The sequence below is a fragment of the Sinomicrobium soli genome (assembly GCF_003285545.1).
Lineage (GTDB): Bacteria > Bacteroidota > Bacteroidia > Flavobacteriales > Flavobacteriaceae > Sinomicrobium.
Map to the genome: position 1 here is coordinate 158,907 of NZ_QLNV01000001.1, position 15,416 is coordinate 174,322.

General features: G+C 44.4%; 20 protein-coding genes. 2 read left to right on the forward strand and 18 right to left on the reverse strand.

Going from position 1 to position 15,416, the window contains the following annotated elements:
* Nucleotides 1-57 precede the first annotated feature (57 nt).
* The 18 genes from rpsN to rpsL form a co-directional block, all read right to left on the reverse strand.
* Nucleotides 58-327 carry a 30S ribosomal protein S14 gene (rpsN, locus tag DN748_RS00745; RefSeq protein WP_112369850.1) on the reverse strand — a complete coding sequence of 90 codons (270 nt, stop codon included), beginning with the start codon at nucleotides 325-327 and terminating at the stop codon, nucleotides 58-60.
* Between the two features lie 2 nt (nucleotides 328-329).
* Complete coding sequence (gene rplE / locus DN748_RS00750; RefSeq protein WP_112369851.1) at nucleotides 330-881, reverse strand: 50S ribosomal protein L5; 552 nt, start codon at nucleotides 879-881, stop codon at nucleotides 330-332.
* 2 nt (nucleotides 882-883) lie between these two features.
* Nucleotides 884-1,198: a 50S ribosomal protein L24 gene (rplX, locus tag DN748_RS00755; protein WP_112369852.1), complete on the reverse strand. Its 315-nt coding sequence runs from the start codon at nucleotides 1,196-1,198 to the stop codon at nucleotides 884-886.
* A gap of 15 nt (nucleotides 1,199-1,213) precedes the next feature.
* A complete protein-coding gene (gene rplN / locus DN748_RS00760) occupies nucleotides 1,214-1,582 on the reverse strand; it encodes a 50S ribosomal protein L14 (RefSeq protein WP_112369853.1) in 369 nt (122 codons plus the stop codon).
* Between the two features lie 2 nt (nucleotides 1,583-1,584).
* Nucleotides 1,585-1,845, reverse strand: coding sequence for a 30S ribosomal protein S17 (rpsQ, locus tag DN748_RS00765; RefSeq protein ID WP_112370083.1), 261 nt, complete (start codon nucleotides 1,843-1,845; stop codon nucleotides 1,585-1,587).
* A 16-nt stretch (nucleotides 1,846-1,861) separates the two neighbouring features.
* Nucleotides 1,862-2,053, reverse strand: a complete 192-nt coding sequence (gene rpmC / locus DN748_RS00770) for a 50S ribosomal protein L29 (protein WP_112369854.1) — start codon at nucleotides 2,051-2,053, stop codon at nucleotides 1,862-1,864.
* A 14-nt stretch (nucleotides 2,054-2,067) separates the two neighbouring features.
* A complete protein-coding gene (gene rplP / locus DN748_RS00775; protein ID WP_112369855.1) occupies nucleotides 2,068-2,487 on the reverse strand; it encodes a 50S ribosomal protein L16 in 420 nt (139 codons plus the stop codon).
* 19 nt (nucleotides 2,488-2,506) lie between these two features.
* Complete coding sequence (rpsC, locus tag DN748_RS00780; protein ID WP_112369856.1) at nucleotides 2,507-3,217, reverse strand: 30S ribosomal protein S3; 711 nt, start codon at nucleotides 3,215-3,217, stop codon at nucleotides 2,507-2,509.
* 8 nt (nucleotides 3,218-3,225) lie between these two features.
* Entirely contained in the window at nucleotides 3,226-3,633 is a 408-nt protein-coding gene (gene rplV / locus DN748_RS00785; RefSeq protein ID WP_112369857.1) for a 50S ribosomal protein L22, read from the reverse strand.
* 9 nt (nucleotides 3,634-3,642) lie between these two features.
* Nucleotides 3,643-3,921, reverse strand: coding sequence for a 30S ribosomal protein S19 (gene rpsS / locus DN748_RS00790; RefSeq protein WP_112369858.1), 279 nt, complete (start codon nucleotides 3,919-3,921; stop codon nucleotides 3,643-3,645).
* A gap of 12 nt (nucleotides 3,922-3,933) precedes the next feature.
* On the reverse strand, nucleotides 3,934-4,758 hold the full coding sequence (gene rplB / locus DN748_RS00795; protein ID WP_112369859.1) for a 50S ribosomal protein L2: 825 nt from the start codon (nucleotides 4,756-4,758) through the stop codon (nucleotides 3,934-3,936).
* A gap of 16 nt (nucleotides 4,759-4,774) precedes the next feature.
* Nucleotides 4,775-5,065: a 50S ribosomal protein L23 gene (gene rplW, locus DN748_RS00800; RefSeq protein WP_112369860.1), complete on the reverse strand. Its 291-nt coding sequence runs from the start codon at nucleotides 5,063-5,065 to the stop codon at nucleotides 4,775-4,777.
* Between the two features lie 6 nt (nucleotides 5,066-5,071).
* A complete protein-coding gene (gene rplD, locus DN748_RS00805; RefSeq protein ID WP_112369861.1) occupies nucleotides 5,072-5,701 on the reverse strand; it encodes a 50S ribosomal protein L4 in 630 nt (209 codons plus the stop codon).
* Complete coding sequence (rplC, locus tag DN748_RS00810; protein ID WP_112369862.1) at nucleotides 5,701-6,318, reverse strand: 50S ribosomal protein L3; 618 nt, start codon at nucleotides 6,316-6,318, stop codon at nucleotides 5,701-5,703. The genes rplD and rplC overlap by 1 nt, the downstream gene beginning before the upstream one ends.
* A gap of 233 nt (nucleotides 6,319-6,551) precedes the next feature.
* Nucleotides 6,552-6,857 carry a 30S ribosomal protein S10 gene (gene rpsJ, locus DN748_RS00815; protein WP_072318085.1) on the reverse strand — a complete coding sequence of 102 codons (306 nt, stop codon included), beginning with the start codon at nucleotides 6,855-6,857 and terminating at the stop codon, nucleotides 6,552-6,554.
* A gap of 11 nt (nucleotides 6,858-6,868) precedes the next feature.
* Complete coding sequence (gene fusA, locus DN748_RS00820) at nucleotides 6,869-8,995, reverse strand: elongation factor G (protein ID WP_112369863.1); 2,127 nt, start codon at nucleotides 8,993-8,995, stop codon at nucleotides 6,869-6,871.
* Between the two features lie 22 nt (nucleotides 8,996-9,017).
* On the reverse strand, nucleotides 9,018-9,494 hold the full coding sequence (gene rpsG / locus DN748_RS00825; protein ID WP_112369864.1) for a 30S ribosomal protein S7: 477 nt from the start codon (nucleotides 9,492-9,494) through the stop codon (nucleotides 9,018-9,020).
* 98 nt (nucleotides 9,495-9,592) lie between these two features.
* The gene (gene rpsL / locus DN748_RS00830) at nucleotides 9,593-9,973 is read right to left on the reverse strand and encodes a 30S ribosomal protein S12 (RefSeq protein WP_112369865.1); all 381 of its coding nucleotides are present in this window, start codon (nucleotides 9,971-9,973) and stop codon (nucleotides 9,593-9,595) included.
* 502 nt (nucleotides 9,974-10,475) lie between these two features.
* Here rpsL and DN748_RS00835 point away from each other — a divergent pair.
* Entirely contained in the window at nucleotides 10,476-13,745 is a 3,270-nt protein-coding gene (locus tag DN748_RS00835) for a SusC/RagA family TonB-linked outer membrane protein (RefSeq protein ID WP_112369866.1), read from the forward strand.
* A 12-nt stretch (nucleotides 13,746-13,757) separates the two neighbouring features.
* Nucleotides 13,758-15,200 (forward strand): SusD/RagB family nutrient-binding outer membrane lipoprotein, encoded by a 1,443-nt coding sequence (locus DN748_RS00840; RefSeq protein WP_112370084.1) that lies wholly within the window; start codon nucleotides 13,758-13,760, stop codon nucleotides 15,198-15,200.
* The last annotated feature ends 216 nt before the right edge of the window (nucleotides 15,201-15,416 follow it).

A 15,416-nucleotide genomic window follows, 5' to 3' on the forward strand; every position in this document is an offset into this window, starting at 1 on the left:
AAAATTTGCGGTAGTAGTTTTCGCCTGTCTCATCGCGAACTTACCACCCGTTAAAAATTACCAACTTGCCTTCTTAACCCCGGGAATAAGCCCCTGGTTGGCCATTTCGCGGAAAGTAACCCGCGATATACCGAAAACCCTCATATACCCTTTTGGTCTTCCGGTAAGCTTGCAACGGTTGTGCAGCCTTACAGGCGATGCGTTTTTAGGCAGCTTCTGCAGTGCTTCATAATCGCCGGCCTCCTTAAGAGCCTTGCGTTTTTCAGCATACCTGGCCACCAGTTTTCTTCTCTTCACCTCGCGGGCTTTCATGGATTCTTTAGCCATACTTAATTCTTTTTAAAAGGTAATCCCAATTCGCTTAACAATGATTTTGCCTCCTTATCGGTACCGGCAGAGGTCACAAAGGTAATATCCATTCCTGAAATACGGTTGACCTTGTCGATATCTATTTCGGGAAATATGATCTGCTCGGTAATTCCGAGGTTGTAATTTCCACGACCGTCAAAACCATTGGCCTTGATACCGCCGAAATCCCTGACCCTCGGGAGCGCACTGGTTACCAGACGATCCAGGAATTCGTACATACGGTCTCCTCTCAGGGTAACCTTGGCTCCGATGGGCATCCCCTTACGAAGTTTAAACGAGGCCACATCCTTCTTCGAAATGGTAGCCACAGCTTTCTGTCCCGTAATGGTTGTCAGTTCGTCTACTGCATAGTCTATGAGCTTCTTATCTGCAACGGCAGCTCCTACACCACGGCTTACCACTATTTTTTCCAGTCGGGGCACTTCCATTACATTCTTGTACCCGAACTCATCCTTCAGAGCAGCGATAACCTTGTCCCTGTACTCTTGCTTCAATCTCGGAATATATGCCATAACTAAATAACTTCGTTGGATTTCTTGGAAACTCTCACTTTCTTGCCATCCTTGACTTCATATCCTACCCTGGTAGTTTCCTTGCTCTTAGGATCTATGAGCGCCAGGTTGGAGATATGGATAGCAGCCTCTTTCTGAACAATACCTCCCTGAGGATTGTTAGCACTGGGCTTCTGGTGTTTCGAAACCAGGTTCACCCCTTCTACTATCGCCTTGTTCTTTTCACGATCTACCTTCAGGACCTTGCCTTCCTCTCCTTTGTGGTCTCCGGCAATAACCCTTACAGTATCTCCTGATTTTATTTTTAGCTTTATCATTTTTCTACGTATGTATTACAGCACTTCCGGTGCCAATGATACAATTTTCATAAACTGCTTGTCGCGAAGCTCTCTCGCTACCGGCCCGAACACACGTGTACCGCGCATCTCGCCGGTGGGATTCAGCAACACACAGGCATTGTCATCAAAACGGATATAAGAACCGTCAGGTCTTCTCACTTCCTTCTTGGTACGCACAACAACAGCGGTAGATACCTGTCCCTTTTTAACGTTTCCGTTAGGGGTAGCTTCTTTTACGGTAACAACGATCTTGTCGCCCACAGAAGCATATCTTCTCTTTGTACCTCCGAGAACACGAATAGTCAGAACTTCCTTGGCCCCGGTATTATCGGCCACCTTTAATCTTGTTTCTTGCTGTACCATAATTACTTCGCTCTTTCAATGATTTCAACTAACCTCCAACACTTGGTTCTACTCAACGGACGTGTCTCCATTATTTTTACCGTATCACCGATGTTGCAATCGTTCTTTTCATCGTGCGCCACATACTTTTTTGTCTTGAGCACGAACTTTCCGTACATAGGGTGTTTCACACGTTTAACTTCTGAAACCACTATGGATTTCTCCATTTTGTTGCTGGTAACGACCCCTATTCTTTCTTTTCTTAATCTTCTTTTTTCTTCCATCTTAAGCAGCATAGGATTATTCTACTTCCCTTTTTGTTAGCTCAGTAGCCAAACGGGCAACCGTTCTTCTCACCTTTCTGAGCTGAAGCGGATTTTCAAGCGGAGTGACAGCGTGAGCCATTTTTAAGTCTGCGTAATTCTTTTTGAATTCACCAAGCTTTTCCTGGAGCTCAGCAACAGATAATTCTCTAATTTCTGACTGTTTCATAATTCATCCAATTATTAAGCTGAATAATCTCTTGCCACGATAAACTTGGTTCGAACCGGAAGTTTCTGAGCGGCCAGACGCAATGCCTCCTTGGCAACATCCATAGGCACTCCTCCTACTTCGAACATGATTCTTCCCGGCTTCACCACTGCAGCCCAGTATTCCACCGCACCTTTACCTTTACCCATACGTACTTCGAGAGGTTTTTTGGTAATAGGCTTATCCGGAAATATCTTGATCCACAGTTGTCCTTCCCTTTTCATATAACGGGTAGCTGCTACACGGGCGGCCTCGATCTGACGCGCTGTTATAAAAGAAGAGTCCAGTGATTTTATACCAAACATTCCGTTAGAAAGCTCATGACCTCTTTGGGAAACCCCCTTCATGCGCCCCTTCTGCTGTTTGCGATATTTGGTTCTTTTTGGCTGTAACATTTTTCCTTACTTTAAAAAATTACTTTCTTCGGCGTGCTTTTTTGGCACCACCTTTACCGCCCTGCTGTTTTTTGGACATTCCCACCAGCGGAGACAATTCTCTCTTTCCGTAAACCTCGCCTTTCATGATCCATACCTTAACACCGAGCCTCCCATAAGTGGTATGGGCTTCGGCCTGGGCATAATCGATATCCGCCCTGAAGGTAGACAACGGGATCCTTCCTTCCTTATACGATTCGGAACGCGCCATTTCCGCGCCGTTCAAACGTCCGGAAATCTGAACCTTAACCCCTTCGGCATTCATACGGATGGCAGCGGCAATAGCCATTTTCACCGCACGCCTGTAACTGATCCTGCTTTCGATCTGACGCGCTATACTCGCTGCGACAAGATTGGCATCCAGCTCCGGCCTCTTGATCTCGAAAATATTGATCTGGACCTCCTTTTCGGTAATCTTCTTGAGTTCTTCCTTCAGCTTGTCTACCTCCTGACCGCCTTTTCCGATAATAATACCGGGACGAGCCGTAGTGATAGTAACGGTTACAAGCTTAAGGGTCCTTTCGATAATCACCCTTGAAACACTTGCTTTCGATAAACGGGCATGAACGTACTTCCTGATCTTATCGTCTTCTGCGATCTTATCACCGTAGTCCTTTCCTCCGTACCAGTTAGATTCCCATCCCCTGATTATACCGAGGCGATTTCCTATTGGATTTGTCTTTTGTCCCATCTATCTTCCTAGCTTTGTGTGTTATTATTAGCTCCTAATACCAGTGTTACGTGGTTGGAACGCTTTCTTATCCTGTGCGCACGCCCCTGGGGTGCCGGACGAAGCCTCTTAAGCATGCTTCCCCCGTCCACACGGATCTCCTTTACAAACAGGTCAGCTTCCTCTATACTCGCATCCTCGTTTTTTACCTGCCAGTTGGCAATAGCCGACAACAACAGTTTTTCCAGACGCCGCGAAGCTTCTTTCTGACTGAATTTCAAAATAGCAAGCGCTTTTTCCACTTTCTCTCCCCGAACCAGGTCTGCAACCAGACGCATTTTTCTGGGCGAAGTAGGGCAGTTATTCAACTTGGCAAACGCCAGGCTCTTCCTGGCTTCCTTGAGCTGTTCCGCTCTTTGTCTTTTACGAACTCCCATAGCTTCCTGTTATTTTTTTCCTTTATTCTTTGCACCCGCATGCCCCCGGAAGGACCTTGTCGGTGAAAATTCTCCTAATTTATGCCCCACCATGTTTTCAGTAACATAAACGGGTACAAACTGACGACCGTTGTGCACAGCTATGGTTTGCCCAACAAAATCCGGGGTAATCATGGAAGCCCTTGACCAGGTCTTGATCACGGTTTTCTTTCCGGACTCTATATTCTGCTGTACTTTCTTCTCCAAACTATAGTGAACGTACGGTCCTTTCTTTAACGAACGTGCCATCTGTTATCTCTTTTATTTCTTTCTACGTTCTACGATATACTTATTACTCGCCTTGGTTCTGGAACGCGTTCTGAATCCTTTGGCAGGAACTCCGTTTCTCGACCTCGGGTGTCCTCCTGAAGCCCTTCCTTCACCACCACCCATCGGGTGATCTACCGGGTTCATCGCCACAGGTCTCGTTCTCGGCCTTCTGCCCAGCCACCTGCTTCTACCGGCCTTACCGGACACCTGAAGCTGGTGGTCAGAGTTAGACACCGCTCCTACCGTAGCACTACAGGTCACCAGTATAAGACGTATCTCCCCGGAAGGCAGCTTTACCGTAGCATACTTTCCTTCCCTGGCGACCAGTTGGGCAAATGCCCCGGCACTGCGCGCCATAACTGCTCCCTGTCCGGGACGCAGCTCTATACAGGAGATCACCGTACCCAACGGCAGGTCGGAAAGCGGCATGGCATTTCCGATCTCCGGAGCACTTCCGGGACCTGAAACTACCGTTTGCCCCACCTGAAGTCCGCTCTGGGCAATCATATAACGCTTTTCCCCGTCACTGTACTTCAACAAAGCGATAAAGGCTGTTCTGCTAGGATCGTACTGAATAGACTCCACCGTAGCTTCCACTCCGGTTTTATCCCTCTTGAAATCGATTATACGATACTTTCTCTTATGACCACCACCTCTGTAGCGCATGGTCATTTTTCCTTGACTGTTTCTTCCCCCGGATTTTTTTAACGGAGCGAGCAGGCTCTTCTCCGGCTTATCAGTAGTAATCGCGTCAAATCCGTTTACTACTCTAAATCGCTGTCCCGGGGTTACCGGTTTTAGTTTTCTAACTGACATTTTTGTCTTACCTTACTTATATGTTACTATAAAAATCAATAGTATCTCCTTCGGCAACCTGAATTATGGCTTTCTTGAAAGCATTGGTCTTACCGTACTGAATACCAGCCTTGGTATAACGAACGCTTCTTTTGGGACCGTAATTCATGGTACGAACTTTCTCAACAGAAACACCATAAGCAGCCTCTACAGCATCCTTTATCTGGATCTTATTCGCCTTTCTGTCCACAATAAAACCATAGCGATTATTCGCCTCGCTATCCGCGGTTACTTTCTCCGTAATTATCGGCTTGATCAACACACTCATGGTCTCTTATTTACTTAAATTCGTTTCAATTCCTTCCAGAGCACCCTCCAGAAGAATCACATTATTAGCATTCAGTATCTTGTAAGTATTTAATTCTGAAACACTTACAACCTCTGAAGTTTTTAAATTACGTGACGACAAATATACATTTTTATTTGGCCCACCCAATACAAACAGGGATTTTTTATCCTCTAACCCCAAGGCTTTCAGTACAGAAGTAAAATTCCTGGTCTTCGGTGCATCGAAACTGAAATCTTCCAGAACCACTATGGCTTCTTCTTTTGCCTTCAGGCTCAAAGCCGATCTGCGCGCCAGGCGCTTCACATTTTTATTCAGTTTCTGGGTATAGTCTTTCGGCCGCGGGCCAAAGACCCTTCCTCCACCTACGAATACGGGAGACTTAATACTACCCGCACGCGCAGTTCCGGTACCTTTTTGTTTTTTAAGCTTCCTGGTACTCCCTGCTATCTCCGCGCGCTCTTTAGCCTTATGCGTTCCCTGACGCTGATTGGCCAGGTAACGTTTTACATCGAGATAAACAGCATGGTTATTAGGCTCTATCCCGTAAACAGCATCGGAAAGACTGACTTTCCTGCCTGTTTCTTTTCCGTTGATATCTAATACTGCTACTTCCATTACTTCTGAACTATTACATAAGCATTTTTATGCCCCGGAACACACCCCTTTACTACCAGGATATTCTTTTCCGGAACCACTTTCAACACTTGCAGGTTTTCAACTGTTACTCTATCGGCTCCTGTTCTTCCAGCCATGCGCATTCCCTTGAATACACGTGCAGGATAGGAAGCCGCTCCAATAGAACCAGGCGCTCTCAGGCGGTTGTGCTGCCCGTGGGTAGCCTGTCCTACTCCTCCGAATCCGTGGCGTTTTACCACCCCCTGGAATCCCTTACCTTTAGAAGTCCCTGTCACATCGACAAATTCTCCCTCGGCAAAGTGCTCTACCGTTACGGTATCGCCTAACTTAAACTCTCCTTCAAACCCCTGGAACTCGACAACTTTCTTTTTGGGCGAAACTCCTGCTTTTTTAAAGTGACCTAATTCGGCCTTGTTAGCACGCTTTTCTGCCTTGTCATCGAAACCGAGCTGAAGAGCCTCATACCCGTCAACCTCATTGGTTCTGACTTGGGTAACCACGCAAGGACCAGCCTCGATCACGGTACATGGAATATTTTTACCGTTCTCGTCAAAAATGCTGGTCATGCCCACTTTTTTACCAATTAACCCAGACATACTGATTTTTGATTTTCCGCCAGATTACGAAACCGGTTCTCACCTTCTTCCGAAACCCGACACATTGTTATTAATTAATGATCTATTCAAAATAATTCAGGGTCAAAAAAACATATTTCAACCCTGAATACATTTTTTTCCGTTTTTCCCTCGCAAACCGCTCAGGACATGTTTTTTTCAGTTATGAGTTTTCCTATCCGCAAACCGCTGAACCCCGAATTCCGAACTTATCATCAGACCTTGATCTCCACCTCAACTCCGCTGGGTAATTCCAGCTTCATCAGGGCATCAATAGTCTTGGATGAAGAACTGTAGATATCCAGCAACCTCTTATAAGAGCTCAACTGAAACTGTTCCCTCGATTTCTTGTTCACGTGAGGAGAACGAAGTACGGTAAACAGTTTCTTATGTGTTGGCAACGGAATAGGCCCTGTAACTACAGCTCCGGTAGTCTTTACAGTTTTAACGATCTTCTCGGCAGATTTGTCTACCAGGTTGTGATCGTACGACTTTAATTTTATTCTTATTTTCTGACTCATTTTCCTAAAGTTTAAGCTTCAACCCCTTTTGCTTTCTTAATCACTTCTTCAGCTATATTGGAAGGAGTTTCCGCATAGTGAGAGAATTCCATGGTAGAAGTTGCCCTACCGGATGACAGGGTCCGCAATGCAGTGACGTACCCGAACATTTCGGACAGCGGGACAACTGCCTTGATCACTTTCGATCCGGCCCTGTCGTCCATACTGTTTACCTGTCCCCTCCTTCGGTTCAGGTCTCCTACGATATCTCCCATGTTTTCTTCCGGCGTCAACACTTCCAGCTTCATTATAGGCTCCATAAGAACGGCACGGGCTGCTCTGGCAGCAACCTTGTAACCCATTTTGGCAGCCAGCTCAAAAGAAAGTGAATCGGAGTCGACCGCGTGGAACGAACCATCTTTAAGCACAATCTTCATCGCATCCATTTCAAACCCGGCCAAAGGCCCGTTTTTCATGGCTTCCCTGAATCCTTTCTCTACGGAAGGAATATACTCCTTAGGAATATTACCTCCCTTGATCTCGTTGACAAACTCAAGTCCGGGCTTATCTTCATCGGCAGGTTCCATGGTAAATACGATATCCGCAAATTTACCACGTCCACCGGTCTGTTTCTTATACACTTCCCTGTGATCTGCAGAAGCGGTAATAGCCTCCTTGTACTCTACCTGGGGCTGCCCCTGGTTTACTTCCACCTTAAACTCTCTTCTAAGACGGTCTATGATAATATCGAGATGAAGCTCTCCCATTCCGGAAATGATCGTCTGCCCGGAAGCCTCATCGGTTTTCGCCTGAAAGGTAGGATCTTCTTCCGAAAGCTTGGCCAGCGCCATTCCCAGCTTGTCCACATCTGCCTTGGTCTTGGGCTCTACCGCGATACCGATTACCGGATCGGGGAAGATCATACTTTCCAGCACTATGGGGTTCTTCTCATCACTCAGCGTATCTCCGGTCTTGATATCCTTGAATCCGACAGCCGCACCGATATCTCCGGCAGCGATAGATTCTACAGCATTCTGCTTATTGGAATGCATCTGGTAAATACGCGAAATACGCTCCTTTTTCCCGGACCGGGTGTTCAACACATAAGATCCGGCATCCAGTTTCCCGGAATATGCTCTAAAGAAAGCCAGCCGTCCTACAAAAGGATCGGTTGCAATCTTAAAGGCCAGCGCTGCAAAAGGTGCATTGACTTCAGGTTTTCTTGAAATTTCTTCGCCGGTATCCGGATCTGTCCCCACTATTGCATCTTTATCCACCGGAGAAGGCAGGTACCTGCAAACAGCGTCGAGCAGGAACTGCACTCCCTTGTTTTTAAAGGAGGACCCGCAAACCATAGGGATAATACTCATATCCATCACCGCAGCCCTGAGCGCAGCGTGGATCTCATCCTCTGTAATAGAGTTTTCATCTTCGAAGAACTTCTCCATCAGGTTCTCATCATACTCGGCAACTGCCTCGATCAGGGCTGCGCGGTACTCTTCAACCTCCTCCTTCATGTCTTCCGGAATATCCACCACATCAAAGGTAGCCCCGAAATTATCTTCATGCCATACTACCGCCCTGTTCTTGATAAGGTCAACAATACCTTTAAAATCGGCTTCATCTCCGATAGGAAGCACAATCGGTACTGCATTAGAGCCCAGCATTTCCTTTACCTGGCGACAAACATTGAGAAAGTTCGCCCCCTGTCGGTCCATCTTGTTTACAAATCCCATACGGGGCACCTTGTAATTATCGGCAAGCCTCCAGTTGGTTTCGGACTGTGGTTCCACCCCGTCTACCGCACTAAACAAAAAAACCAATCCATCAAGAACCCTTAAAGATCGGTTTACTTCCACGGTAAAGTCAACGTGACCGGGAGTGTCTATAATATTGAAGTGATACGGCTTGGTATCCGGAGTCGGCTGTGCATTTTCCATAGGAAAATTCCACGTACAGGTAGTTGCAGCAGAGGTAATGGTAATACCGCGCTCCTGCTCCTGCTCCATCCAGTCCATAGTCGCAGCACCATCGTGTACCTCCCCGAGCTTATGACTAACCCCCGTATAGAACAGGATACGCTCGGTAGTCGTAGTTTTTCCGGCGTCGATATGCGCTGCAATACCTATATTTCTGGTGTATTTTAAATCTCTTCCCATTGTTATTTTCTGTTCTTAGCTATTAAAACCTAAAGTGAGAGAATGCTTTATTCGCTTCCGCCATTTTATGCGTATCGACCCTTTTCTTGACTGCCGCTCCTTCTTCCCTGGCCGCAGCAAGAATCTCGGCCGCCAGCTTCTGCGCCATCGTCTTCTCATTTCTCTTGCGGGCAAACGCTATAAGCCACTTCATAGCCATAGACACTTTCCTGTCCGGACGGATCTGCATCGGTATCTGGAAGGTAGCCCCCCCCACACGACGACTCCTTACCTCCACATGAGGCATAACATTAGACAACGCATCCTTCCAGGTCTCCAAAGCAGACTTTTCCTCATTCTGCTTCTTCTCCTCCACGACATCGATAGCATCGTAGAATATCTTAAACGCAACAGACTTCTTACCGTCCCACATCAGGTTATTCACAAAACGAGTCACCAACTGATCGTTAAACCTGGGATCCGGTAAAAGAGGCCTCTTTTTCGCCTTTCTTTTTCTCATTTCTTTTCTTTAAATGTAATTCGACTTTTTAACAAAAACTCTCAGACAAAACACTTTTGCAGGGCAACATTCCTGTCACCCCGCCAAATACGGAACGGCTATTTCTTGTCCTTAGGCCGTTTTGCCCCGTACTTAGACCTTCTCTGTGTTCTGCCCTGTACCCCGGCAGTATCCAGCGCACCGCGCACAATGTGATACCTTACACCGGGCAAGTCTTTTACCCTTCCGCCTCTTACCAATACTATCGAGTGCTCCTGGAGGTTATGTCCTTCCCCGGGGATATAGGCGTTCACCTCACTACCGTTTGTAAGACGAACACGCGCAACCTTACGCATTGCGGAGTTCGGCTTCTTGGGTGTAGTAGTGTAAACACGCGTACATACCCCTCTTCTCTGAGGACACGAATCCAAAGCAACCGATTTACTCTTCTTGGTAATTCTGGCCCTTCCTTTTCGTACTAACTGTGAAATTGTTGGCATAATTTACTATACAAATAAATGTTTATTTTAAACAAAGCCTCTTTTTAGAGGGTGGCAAAGGTATAGTTTTTTTCCAATAATTCAAACATAATCAATTAATTTTCTTTCAGATATAAATTTAAAAAATCAGGTTTCCGTCAGGACACCTCCCATACCGGTTCTCTTTCCGGAGAAGGTTCTCTGTTTAAAATTCACCTGCCGGACAAAGCCCTCCCTGCGCAGACACCTTAAAATAAGTAACACTTTTCTCCCGGAAGAGGCACTCTTACCATAAAATTAACAATTCTTGTCACGACCTCGATTTTTAAGAAAAATAAAAAAATAAAAACAAAACATCGAATGACTGTTATTTAAACCTCGTAAATACCTGTAAAACACAAAAAAAACACACTATTTAAATAAATAGACTACAAAAGAAGAGCCAACAAATTATGTTAATAAATTGTTATCGTTATTTTTTTTACACATATTTGACGAACTAATTCAAAATATTCACTTGAACATGAGAACAAAAATCAGTTTAATTTTAACGTTATTTTTGACGTTAACTGTGCACTATCTATCTTATGCACAGGAAAAAACCGTTTCAGGTACGGTTAACGATGCTTCCGGCTTACCGCTTCCGGGAGCCAATGTTTTGGTCAAGGGTACCACTACAGGGACCCAGACCGATTTTGACGGTAACTTCACTTTAACTGCCAGCCAAGGGCAGACCCTGGTGATCTCGTATATAGGGATGAAGACCCAGGAAGTACAAATAGGAGCTTCATCGAATATAACAGTAACCCTTGAAGAGGATGCGGAGAGCCTGGAAGAAGTTGTGGTTACGGCTTTGGGGATAACCCGGGAAAAGAAATCGTTGGGATATGCCACTCAGGAAGTAGGTGGTGATGAGGTAAACACTGCCAAGGAAACCAATTTTGTCAATTCTCTTTCTGGTAAAGTTGCCGGGTTGGATATTAAGAAAAGTAGCACTCTTGGAGGTTCATCCAATGTAATATTACGTGGGTATTCTTCTCTTACAGGAAACAACCAGGCGCTTTTTGTTATTGACGGTACACCCATAAGTAACTCGAACACAAATACTGACAACCAAATGTCTGGTAGAGGTGGTTATGATTATGGTAATGCTGCCATGGATGTCAATCCTGAGGACATTGAAAGCATCAACGTTCTTAAGGGAGCTGCAGCAACAGCACTCTACGGTTCCAGAGCAGCTAATGGTGCGATTATCATAACTACTAAAAAAGGTAAGACTCAAAAAGGCATCGGAGTAACCATTAATTCAGGAATAACCTTTGGCTCCTACGACAAAGACACTTTTTCCAAGTACCAAAAAGAATACGGTGCAGGATACGGGAAATATTACGGAGATGATGAAGCTTCCTACTTCAACGATTTTGATGTAAATGGTGATGGGGTGAAAGATCTGGTAACACCATTTGGCGAAGATGCATCCTTTGGAGGACGATTTGACCCCAATTTAATGATATATCAATGGGATGCTTTTTATCCGGAATCTCCAAACTATATGAAAGCTACACCTTGGGTTGGTGCGAAGCATGGACCGGAGTATATATTTCAGACTTCAACCACATTTACCAACAGCGTATCCCTATCAGGAGGTAATGAAGACGGATCTTTCCGCATGGGGTATACCAATCTGGATCAAGAAGGTTTATTACCCAATAGTAAGTTAAAGAGAAATTCCATTGATTTTAATGGTTCATATAATTTTACCGATAAACTTACAGCTTCTGCTAAAGCCACATTTACGAAAACTGACGGCAAAGGGCGGGAAGGTACAGGATACAGTGGACGAAACCTTATGCAAAGCATGCTACAATGGAACCAGTCCAACGTAGATTTCAAAGATCAAAGAGATGCTTATTTTGCAACTCGTCGAAATATAACCTGGAACTATGCATCGATAAATCCGGACGACCCATTGTACCTCTTCCCTCTTTATACGGATAACCCGTATTGGGAACGATATGAAAATTATCAAAATGACACCAGAAACAGATTATTCGGTAATATTTCTTTGGATTATGAGATCAATGACTGGATTTCTGCTACAGCCCGTGTTTCTTTAGATACATACAGTGACTTAAGGGAAGAAAGGATTGCGGTTGGAAGTAAAGACGTATCAGAATATCAAAGATATAATGGTAATTACACCGAACTGAACTATGACCTTTTACTTAATTTCCGCAAGGATTTCAGTGAAAAATTCAATTTTAACGGTACTTTAGGAGCCACTAAAAGAACTCTGTCACAAGACTATATTACCGCTCAGACTAATGGGGGACTGGTCATTCCAAGACTTTATTCGCTCTCCAATTCAGTAAATTTACTGGAACCTCCTTTGGAAGAACGTTCAGAACTGGTTGCAGACGGTTATTTCACCAGTCTTTCTTTTGGCTATAATGATCTCTTGTTTCTGGATCTGACGGGTCGTATAGATAAGTCGTCAACACTCCCTACTGATGACAACACTTATTTTTACCCTTCGGCATCTACAGCTTTTGTATTTTCCAATCTAATTGACAGTGAATGGCTTACTTTCGGTAAGTTCCGGGCAAACTATGCTGAAGTTGGGAACTATGCCCCGCCATTATCGGTATATACCGTATTCGACGCGCCGACAAATTTCAAAGTACCAATGTTCTCGTATGCTACATACGTAAACAACAACGTATTAAAAAATGAAACTACAACGAGCTTGGAACTTGGCTTGGAAATGGCTTTTTTCCAAAGACGATTAGGATTTGACTTTGCAGCCTATAAGAACAATTCCAAAGACCAGATCCAACCTATCAGGGTTTCAGACGCATCGGGAGCATCCTATAAATGGGTAAACTCTGGAGAAATTGAAAACAAGGGCCTGGAAGTAAATCTTTATGGATCTCCCATTAGAACCGAAGATTTTGAATGGAAGGTAAATATCAACTGGTACAAGAACCAAAGTGAAGTATTATCCCTTTATGAGGGCGTTAACAATTACGAAATGGCGAGTTACCAGGGAGGAGTTTCCATCAATGCTACCGTTGGAGAACAATATGGTTCAATTTGGGGGTCAAATTTTGTATACCTCGATGGAGAACGTGTAGTTGACCCTGAAACAGGTGCATATTTGGTAGATACTGCTGCGCAGCCTATTGGTAATATAAATCCAGACTGGAAAGGTGGTATTCAGAACATGCTCAGATATAAGAATCTTTCATTGGGCTTCCTTATAGATGTACAGAGAGGTGGAGATATCTTCTCATTAGATTCCTGGTATGGATATTCAACAGGGATATTCCCGGAAACTGCAGGTCTTAACGACCTTGGAAACCCAAAAAGGGATCCAATTGTACAGAATGATGACGGGTCTTATGCTGCAAATAGCGGTGGTATTATCCTTCCCGGTGTAAATCCTGATGGCTCTCCTAATACTACCAGGGGAAGCATGGAAGATTCCAATAATGTTTTAGGATATAATGCGGCGGGCACAGGAGGTCCTAATGCAGCCCATATGTATGATGCCAGCTACATAAAACTAAGAGAAGTTACGCTTTCCTACTCTCTTCCTTCCAAAATAATAGATCAATTACCTTTCCAAAATGTAACGCTTTCTGCTGTGGGAAGAAACCTGTGGATTATAGACAAAAACACTCCCTATACCGATCCCGAAGCAGGTTTAAGTTCCGGGAACTGGCAAGGAATTCAATCTGGTCCAATGCCAACTGCAAAGGAATACGGATTTAATATTAGACTTCAATTTTAAACGATGAAAGTAATGAAAAAACTGTTATATATTTTTGTCATTCTATTTGGCATATCATCATGCTCAGACATGAATGAAGGGCTGAATACGGATACTAAAAAGCCTACTGATGTACCGGCGGAAACTTTATTCCCTACGGCAACTAAGGCGTTGTTTGATGAAATGGTCCATCCCAGCGTCAATAGAAGTGCTTTCAGGTTTTTTGGGCAATATTGGACAGCGACAACCTATACGGACGAACCCAATTACAATCTCAGAACCCGGGGTATCCCGGAAAGTCACTGGCTGGAGCTATACAGGGATGTATTAAAGGATTTAAAGGAAACATCTGAAATAATTGCGAATAGTGAAGGCTCCGGAGAAGCCCCGGAAGTATTGGCCAATAAATCTGCTATGGCAGAAATCCTCACAGTATATGCCTATCATGTACTTGTGGATTCTTTTGGAGATGTTCCTTATACCGAAGCCTTGCAAGTACTGGAAAATACAACTCCGGTATATGATGATGATGCCGCTGTATACGAAGACCTGACTGTACGTCTGGACAATGCAATCTCTACATTAAACCCGGAATATGCTGGGTTTACAAGTGCTGACCTCATCTATGGCGGAGATATCGAAAGCTGGATAAAATTAGGAAACTCCTTAAAACTACGTATGGCTCTTCGATATGCCGATGTAGATAATGCAAAAGCTAAATCAATGGCAGAGGAAGCTGTTTCCGGAGGTGTTTTTACATCAAATGATGACAATGCTACAATACAATATGATCCGGGCGCTCCAAATACCAACCCCATATGGGAAGTTCAGGTACAAAGCGGAAGAACAGATTTTGTAGCTGCCAACACTATCGTAGATAAAATGAACGAACTGGAAGACCCAAGACGTCCAGTCTATTTCAAACAAAATCTGGGAGAAGGTGTTTATGATGGTGGTTCTTTTGCTGCCAGGGGAAACAGCTATGACAATAGCTCTCAAATTGGTGCTATATTTGACGAACCTACATTAGAAGGTATCATCATAGAATACTCCGAAGTAGAATTCTTATTAGCTGAAGCTATTGAGAGAGGTTACGCAGTAGGGGGAACTGCTGAAGAACATTACAATAATGCAGTTACAGCCTCAGTAGAATATTGGACGGAATCATCCAGCGAAGCCTCCGCTTATCTTTCTAACCCTGATGTAGCTTATTCTACTGCCCAGGGAGACTGGAAAGAAAAAATAGCTACTCAAAAATGGATATCTCTTTTCAACAGGCCTTTTGAAGGCTGGACCACTTACAGGAGATTAGGATACCCAGAAATGCAGGTTACAGCTCTGTCAAAATTACCTACTCCCCGACGTTATACCTATCCGGTTGCAGAAGCCAGCCGTAACACAGAAAATTATAATGCAGCAGTTACGGCCATGGGAGGTGATGAACTATCTACAAAGATTTTCTGGGATGTAGAATAAAATCATCAATTTACCATTCATCAGGAATATACAGAAAAGGCCATCTTTTGAAAAGACGGCCTTTTCTTATTTGCGGAACACTGCAAAACACCACAAATGACATTATGACTATACCCCCCCGTGCGATCACTGATTTTTATCGGACTTTGCGATACAATTACGCACTTTATCGATAATTTCATTCGTTTTGTCGAATTTTACCGATGAGAATATGCT

What these genes read in the sequence shown, in the direction of transcription:
- rplX (WP_112369852.1), bottom strand. Translation starts at nt 1,198, where the DNA reads ATGATAAAGCTAAAAATAAAATCAGGAGATACTGTAAGGGTTATTGCC.
- rpsG (WP_112369864.1), bottom strand. Translation starts at nt 9,494, where the DNA reads ATGAGAAAAAGAAAGGCGAAAAAGAGGCCTCTTTTACCGGATCCCAGG.
- rpsS (WP_112369858.1), bottom strand. Translation starts at nt 3,921, where the DNA reads ATGGCACGTTCGTTAAAGAAAGGACCGTACGTTCACTATAGTTTGGAG.
- rplB (WP_112369859.1), bottom strand. Translation starts at nt 4,758, where the DNA reads ATGTCAGTTAGAAAACTAAAACCGGTAACCCCGGGACAGCGATTTAGA.
- rpsC (WP_112369856.1), bottom strand. Translation starts at nt 3,217, where the DNA reads ATGGGACAAAAGACAAATCCAATAGGAAATCGCCTCGGTATAATCAGG.
- rpsQ (WP_112370083.1), bottom strand. Translation starts at nt 1,845, where the DNA reads ATGGAAGAAAAAAGAAGATTAAGAAAAGAAAGAATAGGGGTCGTTACC.
- rpsN (WP_112369850.1), bottom strand. Translation starts at nt 327, where the DNA reads ATGGCTAAAGAATCCATGAAAGCCCGCGAGGTGAAGAGAAGAAAACTG.
- fusA (WP_112369863.1), bottom strand. Translation starts at nt 8,995, where the DNA reads ATGGGAAGAGATTTAAAATACACCAGAAATATAGGTATTGCAGCGCAT.
- rpsJ (WP_072318085.1), bottom strand. Translation starts at nt 6,857, where the DNA reads ATGAGTCAGAAAATAAGAATAAAATTAAAGTCGTACGATCACAACCTG.
- rplC (WP_112369862.1), bottom strand. Translation starts at nt 6,318, where the DNA reads ATGTCTGGGTTAATTGGTAAAAAAGTGGGCATGACCAGCATTTTTGAC.
- rpsL (WP_112369865.1), bottom strand. Translation starts at nt 9,973, where the DNA reads ATGCCAACAATTTCACAGTTAGTACGAAAAGGAAGGGCCAGAATTACC.
- DN748_RS00840 (WP_112370084.1), top strand. Translation starts at nt 13,758, where the DNA reads ATGAAAAAACTGTTATATATTTTTGTCATTCTATTTGGCATATCATCA.
- rplP (WP_112369855.1), bottom strand. Translation starts at nt 2,487, where the DNA reads ATGTTACAGCCAAAAAGAACCAAATATCGCAAACAGCAGAAGGGGCGC.
- DN748_RS00835 (WP_112369866.1), top strand. Translation starts at nt 10,476, where the DNA reads ATGAGAACAAAAATCAGTTTAATTTTAACGTTATTTTTGACGTTAACT.
- rplN (WP_112369853.1), bottom strand. Translation starts at nt 1,582, where the DNA reads ATGGTACAGCAAGAAACAAGATTAAAGGTGGCCGATAATACCGGGGCC.
- rplV (WP_112369857.1), bottom strand. Translation starts at nt 3,633, where the DNA reads ATGGGAGTTCGTAAAAGACAAAGAGCGGAACAGCTCAAGGAAGCCAGG.
- rpmC (WP_112369854.1), bottom strand. Translation starts at nt 2,053, where the DNA reads ATGAAACAGTCAGAAATTAGAGAATTATCTGTTGCTGAGCTCCAGGAA.
- rplW (WP_112369860.1), bottom strand. Translation starts at nt 5,065, where the DNA reads ATGAGTGTGTTGATCAAGCCGATAATTACGGAGAAAGTAACCGCGGAT.
- rplE (WP_112369851.1), bottom strand. Translation starts at nt 881, where the DNA reads ATGGCATATATTCCGAGATTGAAGCAAGAGTACAGGGACAAGGTTATC.
- rplD (WP_112369861.1), bottom strand. Translation starts at nt 5,701, where the DNA reads ATGGAAGTAGCAGTATTAGATATCAACGGAAAAGAAACAGGCAGGAAA.